Genomic DNA, 17,487 nt, shown 5'->3' with positions numbered 1-17,487 from the left:
TTAATTATTCAATCTCAATATGATTTTCATTGTCATCTGTCTCATCCATCTTAGGAAGAGTAATTGTCAAAACGCCATTCTTGTATTGAGCCTTGATATCCTTCTTATTTACATCCGGTAAACGATATTGCCGACTCATTTGGCCATACCGACGTTCAGAATGCAGAACATTGCCATCCTTATCACCATCATCATCAAAGGTATCCCGATGACCAGTAACTGTCAAAATATCATTGGCATAATTAATGTGAATATCCTTCTTATCAAATCCAGGCATGTCAATCTTTACGGTATAATTTTTGTCATCTTCTGTAACATCTGTCTTCATGTGATCAGCAACCGGAGTTAAGTTAGAGAAGAAATCATCGTTCATCCAGTTACGCATATTCATCAAACTATCAAATAAGTTATTACGGTTTTGTACTTCATTAGCCATAAAGAATGCTTCCTTTCTTTCTTATTCATTGTCTATGATGAACGCTTTCAGAGAAAATGCAACTAATATGCTAGGGACCATTGACTAAAAAGAATATAATAGAAATAGGAAAATTGAAAGGAGCCGTGCAAGATGAAAAAAGTCACAATCAATAATATTTCAATGCCCGCAATTGGAATTGGAACATGGAATATAGGAAATTCCCTCGTCAATCGGTCCACAGAAATTAAAGCAATTCAAACCGCAATTGACGCTGGCGCACAAGCTATTGATACTGCGGAAATGTATGGCGATGGTCGTTCTGAAACACTTGTCGCTGAGGCCATCAAACCATATAACCGGGAAAAACTTTTCTTAATTGATAAAGTTCTTCCTTCAAATGCCAGCAAGACAAAACTTGAGCATAGTTTAGATCAAAGTTTAGCAGCCGTAGGAACAGACTATTTTGACCTTTACCTTTTGCACTGGCGGGGTGGGATCCCGTTGGCAGAAACAGTCAATGAATTAGAACGAGTTAAAAAGGCAGGAAAAATTAAGGCATGGGGGGTCTCAAACTTCGATGTCAGTGACCTTGAAGAATTATGGCGCCTAAAAAATGGCACTAATTGCGTTGCTAATGAGGATCTCTATAATCTCGATAGTCGGGGAATTGAATTTGACCTTCTTCCCTTAATGAAACAACATCAGCTCCCATTAATAGCCTATTCCCCGCTTGCACAGGGTGATAGCCTATCTGGAAAGTTAACCGATAATTCGCTACTAAAAGAAATTGCCGCAAATCACCATGCAACTGTCAGCCAGATTATGCTTGCGTGGGTCTTAAGAATTGGAAATGTCCTTGCCATTCCAAAGAGCAGCAGCCCAAAACATGCTGAAGAAAATGTTGCAGCTGGTAATATTGAACTAAGTGATGATGAGTTACTTGCTTTACAAAAAGAGTTTCCATCACCAACTAAAAAAGAACCCCTCGCAGTAATTTAAGTGTTACAATGTGACATAATAAAGCTAAAAATCGAACTACAATTTTGCATTTCACAAAGTTGCAGTTCGATTTTTCATATATGAGGAAAACTAATAATTAATTTTCTTGATTAGCCTTTACCGGGTGATAGCGATGAAGACGTTGAGATCCTACATCGATTTCTGCTGGATTACCTTTGTGACCCGGCTTAATCTCAACAAGACCTAACTTAATTGCCCCCACAGGACAAACAAGCGCACAAAGTTGACAACCGACACACTTACTCTTATCAAAAACCGGTTGCCGTTTTTCATCATCCCAAGTTAAAGCTTGGTGGGCACCATCTTGACATGAGATAAAGCAACGACCACAACCAATACACTTATCCCAATCAATCTTAGGGTAAACCTTGTAATTTCGGTCAAGTTGGTTAGTAGGAATAATATTCTTATTAGCTAAGCCGACAAGATCTTGAAGGTGGTCTACATGCTGTTCTTCCATGTAATGCATTAAACCATTAGTAAGGTCATCAATGATCCGATAACCATATTCCATGATCGCAGTTGTAACTTGAAGAGTGGTAGCACCTAAAAGAATAAACTCAGCAGCATCTTCCCAGGTCTCAATCCCCCCAATCCCAGAAATCGGTAGTTGTTCAAGACCAGCTGCTGATCGTAATTGTTGTAAGAAACGTAAAGCAATTGGCTTAACAGCTTTCCCAGATAATCCAGAAACAGAAGATTTACCATCAATATTTGGTAAACCAACTTTCTTCTTCAGATCAACATCGACAATTGATTTAACCGTATTGATTGCGGAAAAGCCATCTGCCCCTCCTTCTAGACATGCCTTTACAACTGGAACCATCGTCGTAATATTTGGTGTCATCTTTGCAAGAACTGGAAGGCTAGTCCCACGTTTAACAGCTTCACAATTCTTCTTACATAATTCTGGATTAGTTCCCACATCAGAACCCATGGTATGAGAAGTCATCTGTGGACAAGAGAAGTTTAATTCAATCATGTCAGCCCCAGCCTCTGTTACTAACTTAGCCAGGTTGGTCCAGTCTTCCAAGGTTTCACCCATAATCGAAGCGATCAAGACCTTATTGGGATACTCTTCTTTTAACCGTCGCATATCAGCCAAATCTTGTTCCAAGGGGTGTTCTGATAATTGTTCCATATTCTTAAAGGCAACAAAATGCATGTCTTCCTTGGCTAATTCATCGAATCGCGGTGAAACTTCATCAATCTTAAAGTGTGTTGGCGATAAAGTCTTGTATACGATACCGCCCCAACCAGCGTCATACGCATTCTTACACATTTCGTAACAGTTCCCAACAGGCGAGGATGACAAGCAAAATGGATTTTCAAAATGAACGCCTAAAAAGTCTACAGATAAATCTTTTTTAATCATTTTCTTGTCCTCCTAACAACCGGTCTATTTCTTCTGCTACTTCTTTTCCTTTCTGTACTGCTACCACAACGGTTTTATCTCCGGCAACAATATCACCCGTTGCAAAAACTTTGGGATCTTTTGTCCGGAATCGTGGTTCACGGAATGGAATTTCATTATGCTGTAAGTCAATGTCTAGTCCTTCTGCATTAGCTTTTTGACCAACTGCTAAAATGATCTTATCAGCAGTAATAGTTAATTCGCTCTTAATCTTCCGGTGAGTAAAGGTAGCACGATTCTGATGAACTTCTTTTGGAACATAACCATCAACAATTGTTACACCAGCTTTTTGAGCACCGGCAAGTTCTTTTTTAGACGCTTTAAATTCATCAAATTGTTCATAAACAACATCGGTGACATAAGGAACATTAAGCTTCTTTAAGGTTGTTACAACATCCATTGCAACATCCCCACCACCAATAACAAGAACATTTTGCGGAAGATCTTTTAAATTACCTTTACTTTCTTTTGCCCGCGCTAAGAATGAGATTGCCGATTCGGTACAGATATTATGCTCAAACATTGGAAGCATCTTGGCTTCACTTGTTCCAATCGCAACGATTACCGCATTATAACGAGCTTTAAGATCATCCATTGAAATATCTTTACCGACAGTTGTGTTATAGATAATATGAGCACCAAGGTCGACAATTCGTTGAACTTCATAATCTACAATTTCTTCCGGCAGACGATACTCAGGAATGCCATAGGTTAAGTAACCCCCAGCCTTAGCAGCTTTTTCATAGATATCAACTGCATAGCCCTTTTCGCGAAGAGTCGTCGCTGCCTGTAAACCTGATGGGCCACTACCAATAATGGCAATGCTCATCCCATTTGGCTTTCCGGCTTTTAGGATCTTCATATTCATCTTTCGTTCCATATCAGTGACATACCGTTGAATCCCACTGATATCAATTGGTCCGTCGATCTTAGCCCGAGTACATGCTTTCTCACAGTAGCGTTCAGTTGGACAAACACGCGCACAAATTGACCCTAGCGCATTATTTTCCCGAATCGTTTCAGCTGCCCCTTTGACATTACGAAAAAGAACGCTTCGAATGAATTTTGCTGGATTTGTATGTGCTGGACAGGCTTGTGAACATGGTGCATCATGACATAATAAACATCGTGCAGCTTCCTGCATTACGGTTGTCATTGTGTAACCCTTCGACTCTGTTTCATACTTTGAAGTCATTAGACACCCTCCTCTAAGTTATGACTCTTTGACAATTTTGTGATAAACGTAACTTTATATATAAATAATATTATATAAACGTTTTCGATATAAGTAGGCAATCCCCTTAATATATTGCATCTTTTATTCTTAAAGTTGATATTTTTATATATACAATATGAATATTTTTATTTAATATCTATAACAGTTTTTGTATCAAAAATCACAAAAGAGCCTTATTGCTTAAGGAAAAAATAAATTCCTTGTACAATTATTACAGAGACATGGTTTGGTTAAATTGAAAGAAGGATTAACATGAAATTTATTTCTTGGAGTGTCAATGGCTTGAAGTCAGCCATTAATCATGGATTTGTCGAAGATTTTAAGCGCCAAGATGCTGACTTCTTCTGTCTACAACGTACAAGACTGGATAAAGGTGAGGAACCGATTCAAATTCCTAATTATTACCAATATTGGAACTACGCAGAAAAGAAGGGCTATTCTGGTACCGCCATTTTTACTAAATATAAACCAGAAAACGTTATATACGGAATGAATAATTCAATTTTTGATAAAGAAGGACGGTTGCTTGAATACCCAAACTTCTATTTAATTGACGTGTATGTCCCAGTTTCAGGCGAAAAGTTGCAACACCTTGATTATCGGCTGGACTGGGATCGCGCTTTCCTTGATTATGTTACTAACTTGCAAAATAGTAAGCCAGTAATTATCGGCGGTGATATTAGTGTTGCCTATCAGCCAATTGACTTAGCAGAGCCAACAGAAGATCACCATAAAGCCGGCTTTACAAAACAAGAACGAGCTGATTTTGGTAAATTACTCAATGCTGGCTTGACGGATACTTTCCGTTATCTCCACCCTAATTTACATGGTGCATATACCTGGTGGAGTTATCGTTATGACGCACGGGAACGAAATGTAGGTTGGCGTCTTGACTACTTCTTAGTTTCTGATGTATGGAAAGAACGAATTGAAGAAGCCAAGATTCTTTCAGATGTTAAAGGTTCAAGTCACTGCCCAATTGAACTTGTTGCTAATGTTGAAATATAAGAAAGAACCTAGCTTAGAAGGTTCAAATTTTATAATGTTAAACGAAAAGAGGTTGGAAAACTAAAATTTTTCCAACCTCTTTTATCGTATGTTTGAAATTTGTTGATTATCTATTTTATAAAATCTTATTTTAGTACCAACCGTGTGATTGCCAGAATGATTGAGCAGCGCTCCAGGAACCGTAACGGCTAGCTACGTATTGATCAGCTACTCGTTCTTGGTTAGCTTCTGAGTAGTCACCATTTAAGTATGATGCTGATAATTGGTACTTACCAATGTATTGACCATTTCGTGCACTGTAGCTACCACCTGATTCGCGAGCTGCGATCCAAGCCTTGGCAGCAGCATCATTTCCAGCTACATTTGAGTTATAGCTAGTTGATGCTTGGGTACTAGATTGTTGTTGTCCATTTTGTGTTTGTGGAGTTTGTACTTGTTGTTGAGCAACTGGTGCTTCTTGGTTTGATTGTACTTGTTCGTTTTGCTGTGCTTGATTTTCAGCAGGTGTAGCTTGTGTTTGTGTATCTGCTTGTGGTGCAACATTTGCGGCTGGTAAAGTAGCAACTTCTTGTTGAGTAGCTGGTGCAACTTCACCATCATCCTTGATTACTAATTGTTGACCAACGTAAATCAAGTTCTTATCAGCAATATTATTATTGTTTGCTAATGTATCTACAAAAGTTAGATCGTGACCTAATTTGTAAGAAATCCCAGAAAGGGTGTCACCTGCTTGCACCGTGTAAATACTGTCGGCGTTTGCAGTCGTTGCAGTAGCTACTGTTCCTAATGCAACTGCACCAGTAATCGCTGCTGTAATCTTGGCTACTTTCTTAGATAACTTCATTATAAATTCAATCCATCCTTTTCTCTTAATTAATCAAATAACTCATTTCAACGATAACTACTATACAGGATTAGGGTTACAAGCGGGTTACTAAGACTTATCAAATTTCGTTATTTCTGTAATTTTTTGTAACAAATGTTCGCTAATTTTTTTATAGTCGCTCAAACGTTGATTTAATCACTTTTTAGTAACTTGTAAAAGTATAACTAGAATTATTTCATGTAAACATTATTCAAAAAAACTGCTTATTTTTTCTTGTCGACACAAAAATCGCCCTGTAACAGACTGTTTGTTACAGGGCGATGACAAAATTGTCTTAATCGTAATCTTAATTATTCATCAAAACATCAAGCAATTCTTGAGCTGATTCTTTCAAAGCATCCTTTGATTTATCGTTACCAAGGTGAGTAAAGATTTCACCGACGTATACATCTTGAGCAAATAGCTTTGTAAAGACCTTATCAATAATTGGCTTAGTCAATTCTGGTTCTTGAACTGGACCAAATGGGTTAGCAAAGAATGTCTTACTCATTCCAACTTCATCAGTTGTTCCAAGGGCCTTCCGTTGTCCAGCAATGAAGACTTCTTCAGCTTCTTCCTTTGTATCAAAACGATGGATACCAACTTCATCGCTGTAATTGTTAGCATATAGCCACATATCAATATGATGATGTTTAATTACATTTTCGTAAGTATCAGCCGGAATAATAACCCGAGCATTCTTTTGTTCAGGATTAAGGTAAACACCCCGGTCCATGTTATTAAAGGCCACAGCACTACTCAAATCATCCAGGCGAACAAAAGCACCAGTTTCTGTTCCTTGAGCATATACCCCTGGTTCACCATCAGTAAGGGTAAAGCTTCCCATGTCGTCAAAAATTGTTTCCATGCTGACAATCTTGTCATCAGCTAATTCTTGCAAGGCTTCAATTGATTCTGACTTCCCGGCACCTGAGTCACCGAAGAAGACAACATTCTTTTCTTTACCATTAGTAAATTTAATCTTCAACATAGAGCCGTGAATTGGCAAGCGACCATTGTAAATTTGATGAAGGTTATGAAGAGTTAAGCACATCTTCTTCATGTAACCAAAATAAGTAGTCTTATCTGTGTAAGGAACTTCGCCAACCCATAAATCATTCTTTTCGTCACGATAGTAATGAGAAACCATGCCTTCTGTTTCTTTTAGACCGAAAAGAAGAATCATATCAGGTTTTTGCCCCTTAATCTCATCAGGTGATGCAATTTCAAATAAGTTTGAAAGCGCGATTCCGTTTACCAAGTAATCAACATTGAAGTAAATGAAGGCTAAACTTTCACCAATCTTGGCTGGGTAACAATACCACTTACCACGTTCGCCACGGAAACGTTCGATTGGATTATCTTTTACTTCAGAAAAGACGCCTTCCCGTTTGTTACTCTTAGTGTGCATCATCATTGGTGGACGAAGCATCACTGTATTAATAAAATCGATATCTTTTAGTTCTTCATAGCCAGCTGGAATCTTCCAATCTTGTTGTTGAACTAAAATGGTTGCGTTAGTTGCCGCATTAACTTGCCGGTATGTCCGGTTTTCAAAACCTTGAAGCTTTTCCTCGAGAATCCGATATGCCTTTCGTACCAAGTCATTAAATTGAGTATCAATAGTCCGAAATTCGTTACCGATAATCTTATTATCACTAAGATTAATTACTGATACCCGTAATAGTGAACGATAGTATGAGTATAATTCTTCAACACTCTCAAGAATATCTTTAGGGTCATATTCATCAAATGCACTATCATCATCAAAAAGAACTTTCTTTAAGATATCAACAAACTTGTTAACAGTGGCATTATCAAAAGCATCATCATCATTATCAGGGTTACGTGAAGCTAAATACAGACGAACAATTCCCTTTACTTCATCACTATTAATTAATGATGGAATATCAGTAAAGTAATTTTGACTATAGTTTAACGTTGCAACACCGCGGTCAGGATTTACATATAATGATTTTGTATCAATAATCTGACTCTCTTTTGACATGGATCTCATCCTTTCATCACTTGAATAACTCTATTATAATATATTTTTTAAGATTAGGATGAAAATAATATTAACTTTTTTTCATTTTACTAAAAAAGAGGAAATCATCCCTTTATTGAGACAATTTCCTACTTTAACAATTAATTATTAAATTTTAGTACCAACCATGTGATTGCCAGAATGATTGAGCGGCACTCCAAGAACCATAACGGTTAGCTACGTATTGATCAGCTACACGTTCTTGGTTAGCTTCTGAATAGTCACCATTTAAGTATGATGCTGACAATTGGTACTTACCAACATATTGGCCGTTACGAGCACTGTAACTACCACCAGATTCACGGGCAGCAATCCAAGCCTTAGCCGCAGCATCATTACCACTTACACTTGAGCTGTAGTTTGAGCTAGTAGCTTGAGTTTGTACTGGTGCACTGTAGCTTTGTTGAGTAGCAGAAGCAGTTGATTGTTGTGGTGCTACTGATTGTACTGGCGCTTGTTGTTGCACAGGTGCTTGAGATTGTACTGGAGCCTGTGATTGAGCAGGTGCAGAAACTGGTGCAGCTGATGATTGTACTTGACTTGTTGCTACCGGTGCCTGGCTAGCAACTACTGGAGTTTGGCTAGGTTGTTGACTTTCAACACTAGCTGATGCAGGAGCTTGAGATGCTTCAGGCAAAGTAGCAGCTTGCTGAGCAGTTGCTTGGGTTACTTCACCGTCATCTTTAATTACTAACTTTTGACCAACATAAATTAAGTTCTTATTGGCAATTTGATTAGTTGAAGCTAAAGAGTCAACATAAGTTAAGTCATGACCCAACTTATAGGAAATACTTGATAAGGTATCACCACTTTGCACCGTGTAAACAGAATCAGCATTAGCAGTAGTTGCAGTAGCGAATGTTCCCAAGGCAACAGCACCTGCAACGGCAGCAGTGATTTTCGCGATGTTTTTAGTTAACTTCATAAAGAAAAATCCCATCCTTTTCATAAAATTCTTTTTATTAGTTAGTTATTTATTAGTTTAATTTAGTTTATGTTGTTGAGTCCTCATATCTCTCAACACCTATTACTATACTCCCTTAAAATTACATGCGGATTACTCCGAAATATCAATTCCGTTGATTTTCGTAATACTTTGTAATAAAAATTTTAATAGTTTGTCAAGTAAATTAACCTCGGCCACGTCCTGATGGCAACTTAGGTCTAGCTAACTTTTCACCAGAATTAGCCAAAATTTGTAACATAATAATAAATAAGTCGCTGAATTTTTCTTATCAAGAAGAATTTCAACGACTTATTTTTCGTTATTAATGATTTCTTGTAACATTGCTGTAATTAACTTTAAGCTTATTCAGCAGTCATTATTTGTTTTAACCAGTTATCACTACTAGCCAATTCTTTTAATGGATGGATATCTTCGCTAATTGTCAATGGTTCACCGGCTTTTACTTTAAAAGGTGCTCCAATGACCGTTTCTGGATCCCGATATTGGGTAAGAGTGGCAGAAGTCCCCTTACCAAAACCATCGACCATTGCAGTTAAATGCTGTGTTCCGTCTAAGGCAATTACCGACGCCCACTGAGTATTTTGACCATCTAGAAAGCTATAAAGGTCAACAGTCGCTTTAGTTTGTACTTGGCTCGCTACCTCAAACTGCAGGGTTGAACCATGGGCTTGGTATGCATGAATTGTCCGATAGATATTTTTACTAGTTGAGCAATTTGCTTGCCGGTACGTAACATGCGCATTAGCTCCTACTAAAATCTCTGTCCCTTCATATGATGGTAATAACGTATCATTTACCATCCGTTCTTCAATTACTACGTTAGCTCCCGCACTGACGACAATAATATTATGAGAGTTAGCAGAGTTAAGGCGGGGACTAAAAACAATTGGACGCTCCCGAATAACTTGTGGACGCAAGTATATAAACTGCCCACAATCAATGTTTGCAAGGTGCATGGCTGCTAACTGGCTATCCTGCCAAAAGATCGCCTTCTCCATCAAATTTTCTTGTAGTAGTGTTGAGTATTCATTAACCGCTTCTTCAAGAGGCATCGCAGTTAGGCTATCTTCCTGTAAGGAAAGCCAACCCCTGCTTATACCAGTTGTCCCCTTTTGCCAGGAATCTCCCCATTCTTCTTGGGCAGGTAAAGTTGGGAAACGTGATTGCAGTAGAACTGCTAGTTGACGCTTTTTCTCTAACCACGCTGGCTCTTGCTTCCAAATTTTTGCCATCATTTTCTCCTCTAATGAACAAGCTTATCCCAAATAACCACTTTCCCCGTTTGAAGAGATTGCGGAACATCAATAATTCGTTGGTTAGAACTTCCCCTGAATTGAAGGGTAAGATCTTTTTTAGCCAGTAAGAATCGACCATCGACTAAAATATCGAGGTAGTGCAAAAGTTCAAGTTTATCGCTCGACTCCTTCATCAATTCTTCCCAAGTATAGCCAGACCAAGACCAAATATCCTTTTCATGCCCGAATTCTTTCCGGACGCGTTTAACTAACTTCAGGCAAACCTGAGTATTAAGAAATGGTTCGCCACCCAATAAAGTCAATCCTTGAACATAACTTTGAGAAAGATCTTCAATAATCTGATCTTCTAAATCTTGGGTGTATGGCTGCCCGTAATGAAAATTCTGCGCTGCCTTGTTATAGCAACCTGGGCAATTAAAAAGGCATCCACTAACATATAAACTACACCGGACTCCCTCTCCATCAACAAAATTGAAGGGCTTATAGTCTGCAACATATTGTAGTGAATGATCTTTTGCTAGCCATTCTTGTGGGTTTGGGTTGCGGGGTAATCGTGTTTCTACCATTTTTTCCTCCTATATAATAAAAGGCCGATAGCTTTGCGGGCAATTGGCCTTTTGATAATTAATTAAATTTGATCACCAGTAATATGAGCATGAGCTTTATTATCCATTTGCCGCTGTTGTTCAAATTCCGCTGCATTTTTGATCATTCCCGCATTCATATGTTTAACCCGGTGAATAATTTCCTCATGCCGTCCATGAACCATTGGCCGCTGCTGAGGATTACCAAGATAACCACATGTTCGTTTAACAACATCACAAGTTGCTGGGTCATGATTTCCACACTGCGGACACTTAAAACCACGAGCAGTTGCTTCGAATTCACCTTTGAATCCACACTTAAAACACTGATCAATTGAAGTATTCGTTCCAAGATAGCCAACATGATCATATGCCCAGTCCCAAACTGCTTCTAAGGCTTTTGGATTTTGGCGTAAGTTAGGATATTCGCAATAATGAATAAACCCACCGGCCGCATACTTAGGGAAAGCCTCTTCAAATGATAATTTTTCAAATGGTGTCGGATGTTTCCGAACATCATAGTGGAAGCTATTTGTGTAGTATTCCTTATCTGTTACATCTTCAATTCGACCAAACTTCTTCAAATCATCTTGACAAAATGTATCTGTTAACGATTCAGCAGGGGTGGAATAAAGACTAAAGTGGTATCCTTCTTCTTTTTCCCATTCAGCACATAAATCATGCATTGCCTTAGTAATTGCAATTGCAAAGTCATGCGCTTCTTTATTATGCTCCCAATTTGACCCATAAAAAGTCGTACATACTTCATATAAACCAATATAACCCAGTGAAACGGTCGCCCGACTATTCTTAAAGACTTCATCGACACTATCAGTCTTTTTTAGCCGTTTACCAAATGCACCATACATATAAAGAAGGGGAGCATTTTCTGGCTTGGCTTCTTTAGTTCGCTTAATCCGGTAATCCAAGGCAATCTTACAAATATTCATCTTCTCTTGAAAAATTTCCCAGAATAGTTGCTTATCGCCATGAGCCTCAAGGGCAATCCGTGGCAAGTTGACTGTCACTACCCCTAAGTTCATCCGTCCTGAGTTTACTTCTTTACCAGTTTCTGGATCTGTCCATCCCTGTAAGAACGAACGGCAACCCATTGGTGTCTTAAAACTCCCTGTCAGTTCCTTAATCTTGTCATACATCAAAAGGTCTGGATACATCCGCTTCGTTGAACATTCAAGCGCCAGTTGCTTGATATCATAATTAGGATCTTCAGGGTTAAGATTTAAGCCTCGTTTAATAGTAAAAGTTAATTTAGGAAAAATAGCTGTACGATGTTCCTTACCAAGGCCCTTAATCCGGATCTTCAAAATTGCTTTTTGGATCTCCCGGGCAATCCAGCTTGTTCCTAAGCCAAAGTTAATGGTCGTAAATGGAGTTTGACCTTGGCTAGAATAAAGGGTATTAATCTCGTATTCTAAAGCCTGCATTGCATCGTAAATATCCTTTTTTGTCTTCTCACGAGCAAATTCTTCCCGTTTTTCTGGTACTATCCACTCTTCGGCATCCTTCATATGCTTTTCATAATTTAGTTTTGCATATGGTTCCAATAATTGATCAATCCGATTAGCAGAGCATCCCCCATATTGCAGTGAAGCCACGTTAGCAATAATTTGCGACATCTGAGCAGTAGCTGTTTGAATCGAGCGTGGTGAAGAAACCCAAGCATTACCAATCTTAAATCCATGCTTAAACATTTCATCAAAGTCAATTAAACAACAGTTAGTTTCAGGCGTTACCGGTGAATAGTCAAGGTCATGCCAGTGAATATCACCACGAAGATGCGCCTTGGCTACAATACCAGGAAGCATCCGCAATCCTAACGCACGGCTCACAACCCCTGCTTCAAGGTCGCGTTGAGTATTAAAAACATGGCTATCTTTATTAGCATTTTCATGCACAATCCGTGAGTTTCGGTCGAAAAGCTGCTCTAACTTATTTTGGGGATTAGTAGCTTCAGCAAATGCTTCCTCATCATGCTGGCGATAATCACTGTAAACTTTTGCCAATTCTTCATGATTAGCATTAACCAGTCCTTTGACAAAGAGATCCGCAATCTTTTTAGTAGTGACAGTTGTTTGATTAAGTAGGGCATCCAATAAGGTAACATAAACACTTTGGCTGGTCTGCTTATCAGCATTGAGCGCATTCAAAACAAGGTTAATCTTATAGGAATAGAATGATGTTACTGTTCCATCACGTTTAACTACTTGAATACTTGTCAAACTTTTAAGATCCTTCTTATCAACTATTTGCACTTTCATTTTTATTTCCCCTCTCGTAATTAACGTTATCTATCATAGCTCAAAATACAACTTATAGGAAGTATTGACATTCTAAACACTATATGTTGTGGTCAAATTAGTTTCTTAAATATTTATTCATATTCTATTCTGATCTACCAGGAATAAAATGAGATCACAAGCAACGACGCTATTTTGCGATTATTGTAAGACCTTTTAAATCATTTATTTTTAAATTCCTATTATCACTGAATAGAATTTTTTATCCCTAAAAAATCGAATTTGAAAGCACTAAATCTAACTTAATAATCTTAAGTAATATACTTAAGATTATTAGTTATTAAAAAAATAGCTTACGAGCAGCTGGAGCGATTTGCTAGACTAATCTTTGTGCAATTTTTAGGATAAAAGGAGTTTTTATATTTATGGAAAATGCTTTACAAGCTCGTAAGCAAGTAGCGCATCCAGGATTGATGATGGTTAGTATGCTACTGGGAGCTTTTGTCGGAATGTTTAGTGAAACTTCATTAAACATTGCATTGCCAAAATTGATGGCTGCTTTTCAAGTAAGTACGTCAACAATTCAATGGTTAGTTACTGGATATATGTTAATTATTGGTATTATCTTGCCACTTTCCAGTATTATTTCTAAATGGTTTACAACCCGCCAAGTCATTATTTTTGCATTAATCGACTTCATGGTTGGAGCATGTATCTCTGCCTTAGCGCATAATTTTACTATTTTGTTGATTGGACGAATGATTCAGGGAATCGGAACAGGTTCAATTCTTCCATTAATGTTTGCAGTGGTGATGCAAATCTTCCCACCAAAACAAATTGGGGCCGTTCTAGGAATGTGTGCCCTCGTAATCATGTTTGCCCCTGCAATTGGTCCTACTTTAACCGGGCTAATTCTTGCCAAGTTATCATGGCAATGGATCTTCTGGCTATTTATCCCATTTTTATTTATTGCCTTGATCTTTGCTATCACTTCATTAGAAAATGTTGGCGAAATTACTAAACCACATGTTGATACGCTCTCAATTGTTGAATCTGCAGTCGGTTGTTCAGGACTTGTTATTGGTGCTAGTTTAGCTAGTGAAGATGGTTGGACATCACTTGCAGTTCTTAGTGCATTAATAATCGGAATTATTGTTTTAATCTTTTATGCCCATCGCCAACTTCAGCTGGAAGAACCAATTTTAAACCTTCATATTTTTAAGTATCCGGCCTTCACAATTGGTTCTTCAATCGTGATGCTTGACTTTGGAATTATTCTGTCGACGATGTATCTTTTACCGTTATTCTACCAACGAGGGCTCTTAGTTTCTGTTGCCCTTACTGGATTAGTAATGCTCCCTGGTGGAATTATTAATGCAGCTACTTCTGCAATTGCAGGTCGTCTTTACGACAGCATTGGAGCTAAACGTCCTGTATTAATTGGTTTTATCCTTGCTTTATTTGGCGCTTTGATGTTGGCCTTTACTACATCACATAGTTCACTTCTTTATGTAATCTGTGCTCATATCATTTTAATGATTGGTTGTCCTTTAGCAATGTCTCCTGCACAAACTAGTGCTCTAAGTGCGCTCTCTGGATTAGAATCTGGAGATGGCAGTACAATCATGAATACAATGCAACAGGTTATCGGTGCTCTTGCAACAGCTCTAGCTACTAGTTGCTTAGCTTGGGGTAGTTCATCTATTAGCGGATCTGAAACTGTTCGCTTCACCAACGGTTTCCATTATGGCATTTACTTTGCAATAATCTTAATTGTGGTGGCACTGCTCTTATCATTCAAAATTAAAGATCGGAAAAAATAAATAAATCCTCACTATCATTTAGGTAGTGGGGATTTATTTTTTACTCTTTAATAATTTTATATGGTAAGTAATGACGTCGATGTTTAGTCAGATAACTATCCATTAACTGTTGGTAAAATTGTGGATTCACGCTTGATTGAGTACTTAAAAGATCAAATTTTTCATTACCCTTTTCAACGGTATAAAGACCCGTTTTGACAAAACCATTTTTAGCGTAAAAACGGTGTCGTCTAATTCGCTGTTCATTATTTGGTGCTTGTGGATCTAGACGTTCAGCGCTAAGGGTAATCTGCTTTCCAGCATAACGTCCCTTTAGCATATCTAAGACTGCACTCCCAAAGCCTTGACTATGATACCGCGGATCAATTGCCAAGAAGAAAATATAGGCCATTCGTTTATTGTAAACTGTATAGAAAAAGCCAACCCACTTTTCTTCATTATAAATACTGCAAAATTCAGCTTTTCCAGCCTTGGCCCGCATTTTAAGTAAAGATAATGGTAAAAGTTCATTTTGGGGAAACACGGTATTATAGACCCGCTTGATATTCTTAAAATCATTTGACTTTGTAGACGCTTTACGTATTTCAATCATTTAACGATTCCTCCATTTACGTAATAGTACCTAAAAAGACAACAATAGACAAGAATCTAAGTTAAACTTTATTAGTTTTTTGAAAGAAGAGACATTTTAATTTAGGTGTGGCAAAAAGATAGACAAATTGTTTTAACGCAAAAACTCCTGTAATCTTTAGCATATAAGAATTACAGGAGTTAATCTTAGGCTAACCTATATTTCATATTGCTTCTTAATTGGCTTCTAGTAAATAATTCTAATACCAATATATCAATAGTCCATGACTGTCCATACATTGAAGATTTTTTGTTTCTTTAAAACATTTCAATCATCCTTATTTCGAATCTTTAATCCCCACTTGGCGAGTCTATAACTTGCGTATACACCTATTACTAAAATTATAATGCTGATAATTATTTTCATTAATTTAACCTCTCTTCTCACAATTCTTGGAAACATCGAATAAAACTAGGCAATTACAGATCTGCATCTTTTCATTATTGTTCTAATTTAATTTTAACATGCGCTTTCTCTATAAAAAACCACTCTTTATACTGTAAGTAGTCCGTATCCACACGTCTAGCAATAAAAAGCTTAGTCTCCTATACTAAAAGCAATCTTAGTACAGGAGTTTTTTCCTTCCACAGAAAAAACGATATTGTAGCACCAATTTTTAAGGCCAAGAATTCAGTAGTTAATAAGGATGAATTTATTCCTCGGCCAGCTGCAAAACTGTAAGTTGATAACATTGAATTAACAATTTTTAAAGGATCTAATCTCAGCCTTGCAGCCGATATAGCTAAAGTGGTTATTCCATTAATTGGCACGCACCGGAGCATGTTTACCTTATTTGCGATAAGACAGACCTCCGTAAAGGAATTGATGGTTTAGCGATGATAGTTGCGGAGAACTTTGGAATGGGGTTATATAATAATTCTCTTTTTTTATTTTGTGGTAGTCGCAATGATCGGTTTAAAACCCTTTATTGTGATAAGGAAGGCTTCATTCTGCTATATAAAAAAGAAAACTTTCATTTTCTGGGATAGACATTTACGCAATTAGTAAGCGACTAGGCCATGATGATATTTCAACAACTATGAATACCTATACTTATTTAATTGATGAATACAAAGATAAATCAGATAAAGCCTTTTTTAAAGCGTTGGATTTTTAATTATAAACCGTGCACCGGTTATACAAATTTGCACCATTTTATACCATTTCTTTAAAATCAAAATTTAAACTAAAAAAATAGGAGAAAGCCTGTTATAACAAACTTTCTCCTATTTCATTAGCTTAGCTGACAATTTTGTACCAAAGTACTAATATGCCTCCGGTGGGGGTCGAACCCACACTCCCTCAACGGGAACTGGATTTTGAGTCCAGCGCGTCTGCCAATTCCGCCACAGAGGCATCAGCTAACTAAAAGGTGGTAATCGGATTTGAACCGATGATAAAGGTTTTGCAGACCTCTGCCTTACCACTTGGCTATACCACCAAATAGTTAAGATTAAGTAATACGCTTAATCAAAAGGGCGGTATGTGGGATTTGAACCCACGCGTGCCGGACCCACAAACCGGTGTGTTAACCAAACTTCACCAATACCGCCAAAATATTCAGTTAAGCAGGGATAGTAGGAATCGAACCCACAATGACGGTTTTGGAGACCGTAGTTATACCGTTTAACTATATCCCTATAAAATGGGGGAGAGTGGATTCGAACCACCGAACCCGAAGGAACGGTTTTACAGACCGTCGCGTTTAGCCAGACTTCGCTACTCCCCCATAAATGGCGCGGGACGGAATCGAACCGCCGACACACGGAGCTTCAATCCGTTGCTCTACCAACTGAGCTACCGAGCCATTGTGTCATGGGTATATACAACTATTAAGTTGTAATGGAGGATACAGGGCTCGAACCTGTGACCCCCTGCTTGTAAGGCAGATGCTCTCCCAACTGAGCTAATCCTCCAAAAGTGACCCGTGCGGGATTTGAACCCACGATACCAGCGTGA

General features: G+C 38.0%; 14 protein-coding genes, 7 tRNA genes and 1 pseudogene. 5 read left to right on the top strand and 17 right to left on the bottom strand.

All coding sequences use genetic code 11. From position 1 onward, the window contains the following. Nucleotides 1–4: 4 nt before the first annotated feature. Entirely contained in the window at nucleotides 5–436 is a 432-nt protein-coding gene (locus H5S10_RS07970; RefSeq protein WP_182585880.1) for an Hsp20/alpha crystallin family protein, read from the bottom strand. 132 nt (nucleotides 437–568) lie between these two features. On the opposite strand from H5S10_RS07970, the gene H5S10_RS07965 reads away from it, so the two are divergent. Then, a complete protein-coding gene (locus H5S10_RS07965; protein ID WP_182585881.1) occupies nucleotides 569–1,417 on the top strand; it encodes an aldo/keto reductase in 849 nt (282 codons plus the stop codon). Between the two features lie 97 nt (nucleotides 1,418–1,514). Here H5S10_RS07965 and preA read toward each other — a convergent pair whose 3' ends face one another. Both preA and H5S10_RS07955 read right to left on the bottom strand, forming a co-directional pair. Continuing rightward, nucleotides 1,515–2,813: an NAD-dependent dihydropyrimidine dehydrogenase subunit PreA gene (gene preA / locus H5S10_RS07960; protein ID WP_003664227.1), complete on the bottom strand. Its 1,299-nt coding sequence runs from the start codon at nucleotides 2,811–2,813 to the stop codon at nucleotides 1,515–1,517. Further along, the gene (locus H5S10_RS07955) at nucleotides 2,806–4,047 is read right to left on the bottom strand and encodes an NAD(P)-dependent oxidoreductase (protein WP_182589247.1); all 1,242 of its coding nucleotides are present in this window, start codon (nucleotides 4,045–4,047) and stop codon (nucleotides 2,806–2,808) included. Before H5S10_RS07955 ends, preA begins: the two co-directional genes overlap by 8 nt. A gap of 294 nt (nucleotides 4,048–4,341) precedes the next feature. Between H5S10_RS07955 and H5S10_RS07950 the strand changes: the two genes are divergently transcribed. Beyond that, nucleotides 4,342–5,097 (top strand): exodeoxyribonuclease III, encoded by a 756-nt coding sequence (locus tag H5S10_RS07950; protein ID WP_182589246.1) that lies wholly within the window; start codon nucleotides 4,342–4,344, stop codon nucleotides 5,095–5,097. 130 nt (nucleotides 5,098–5,227) lie between these two features. On the opposite strand, the gene apf (H5S10_RS07945) is transcribed toward H5S10_RS07950, so the two are convergent. The 6 genes from apf (H5S10_RS07945) to nrdD form a co-directional block, all read right to left on the bottom strand. Continuing rightward, nucleotides 5,228–5,941 carry an aggregation-promoting factor gene (apf, locus tag H5S10_RS07945; protein WP_182585884.1) on the bottom strand — a complete coding sequence of 238 codons (714 nt, stop codon included), beginning with the start codon at nucleotides 5,939–5,941 and terminating at the stop codon, nucleotides 5,228–5,230. Nucleotides 5,942–6,269: 328 nt separating this feature from the next. Further along, entirely contained in the window at nucleotides 6,270–7,970 is a 1,701-nt protein-coding gene (locus H5S10_RS07940; RefSeq protein ID WP_182585885.1) for a phosphoenolpyruvate carboxykinase (ATP), read from the bottom strand. 154 nt (nucleotides 7,971–8,124) lie between these two features. Continuing rightward, nucleotides 8,125–8,934: an aggregation-promoting factor gene (gene apf, locus H5S10_RS07935; protein WP_182589245.1), complete on the bottom strand. Its 810-nt coding sequence runs from the start codon at nucleotides 8,932–8,934 to the stop codon at nucleotides 8,125–8,127. 383 nt (nucleotides 8,935–9,317) lie between these two features. Further along, a complete protein-coding gene (locus H5S10_RS07930; protein WP_182589244.1) occupies nucleotides 9,318–10,211 on the bottom strand; it encodes a SufD family Fe-S cluster assembly protein in 894 nt (297 codons plus the stop codon). An 8-nt stretch (nucleotides 10,212–10,219) separates the two neighbouring features. Beyond that, on the bottom strand, nucleotides 10,220–10,798 hold the full coding sequence (gene nrdG / locus H5S10_RS07925) for an anaerobic ribonucleoside-triphosphate reductase activating protein (RefSeq protein WP_182589242.1): 579 nt from the start codon (nucleotides 10,796–10,798) through the stop codon (nucleotides 10,220–10,222). Between the two features lie 62 nt (nucleotides 10,799–10,860). Then, nucleotides 10,861–13,095 (bottom strand): anaerobic ribonucleoside-triphosphate reductase, encoded by a 2,235-nt coding sequence (gene nrdD, locus H5S10_RS07920; RefSeq protein ID WP_182589240.1) that lies wholly within the window; start codon nucleotides 13,093–13,095, stop codon nucleotides 10,861–10,863. A 404-nt stretch (nucleotides 13,096–13,499) separates the two neighbouring features. On the opposite strand from nrdD, the gene H5S10_RS07915 reads away from it, so the two are divergent. After that, a complete protein-coding gene (locus H5S10_RS07915) occupies nucleotides 13,500–14,897 on the top strand; it encodes a DHA2 family efflux MFS transporter permease subunit (protein WP_182589238.1) in 1,398 nt (465 codons plus the stop codon). Between the two features lie 40 nt (nucleotides 14,898–14,937). Here H5S10_RS07915 and H5S10_RS07910 read toward each other — a convergent pair whose 3' ends face one another. Next, entirely contained in the window at nucleotides 14,938–15,489 is a 552-nt protein-coding gene (locus tag H5S10_RS07910; RefSeq protein ID WP_085650296.1) for a GNAT family N-acetyltransferase, read from the bottom strand. Between the two features lie 797 nt (nucleotides 15,490–16,286). Between H5S10_RS07910 and tnpB the strand changes: the two genes are divergently transcribed. Together tnpB and H5S10_RS10320 are read left to right on the top strand one after the other, a co-directional pair. Then, nucleotides 16,287–16,517, top strand: a complete 231-nt coding sequence (gene tnpB, locus H5S10_RS10600; RefSeq protein WP_182589255.1) for an IS66 family insertion sequence element accessory protein TnpB — start codon at nucleotides 16,287–16,289, stop codon at nucleotides 16,515–16,517. Next, nucleotides 16,511–16,645 (top strand): annotated as a pseudogene (locus tag H5S10_RS10320) (site-specific integrase); the annotation flags it as partial. The gene tnpB and the pseudogene H5S10_RS10320, both read left to right, overlap by 7 nt. A gap of 154 nt (nucleotides 16,646–16,799) precedes the next feature. Here the strand turns inward: H5S10_RS10320 and H5S10_RS07900 are convergent. The 7 genes from H5S10_RS07900 to H5S10_RS07870 all read right to left on the bottom strand — a co-directional run bounded on the left by H5S10_RS07900 (nucleotide 16,800) and on the right by H5S10_RS07870 (nucleotide 17,444). After that, a tRNA-Leu gene (locus H5S10_RS07900) sits at nucleotides 16,800–16,884 on the bottom strand. A gap of 14 nt (nucleotides 16,885–16,898) precedes the next feature. After that, nucleotides 16,899–16,969: transfer RNA gene (locus H5S10_RS07895), tRNA-Cys, on the bottom strand. Between the two features lie 36 nt (nucleotides 16,970–17,005). After that, nucleotides 17,006–17,080 (bottom strand) — tRNA-His (locus H5S10_RS07890). A gap of 17 nt (nucleotides 17,081–17,097) precedes the next feature. Continuing rightward, nucleotides 17,098–17,168 (bottom strand) — tRNA-Trp (locus H5S10_RS07885). 6 nt (nucleotides 17,169–17,174) lie between these two features. Beyond that, a tRNA-Tyr gene (locus H5S10_RS07880) sits at nucleotides 17,175–17,257 on the bottom strand. Between the two features lie 5 nt (nucleotides 17,258–17,262). Further along, nucleotides 17,263–17,335, bottom strand: a tRNA-Phe gene (locus tag H5S10_RS07875). 36 nt (nucleotides 17,336–17,371) lie between these two features. Continuing rightward, nucleotides 17,372–17,444: transfer RNA gene (locus H5S10_RS07870), tRNA-Val, on the bottom strand. Nucleotides 17,445–17,487: the final 43 nt, after the last annotated feature.

Origin of the sequence: Limosilactobacillus balticus (genome assembly GCF_014145615.1) — a bacterium.
GTDB classification, from domain to species: Bacteria; Bacillota; Bacilli; order Lactobacillales; family Lactobacillaceae; genus Limosilactobacillus; species Limosilactobacillus balticus.
The sequence above is the reverse complement of the archived record's forward strand: the minus strand, read 5'-3'. Positions and strand labels throughout refer to the sequence as shown.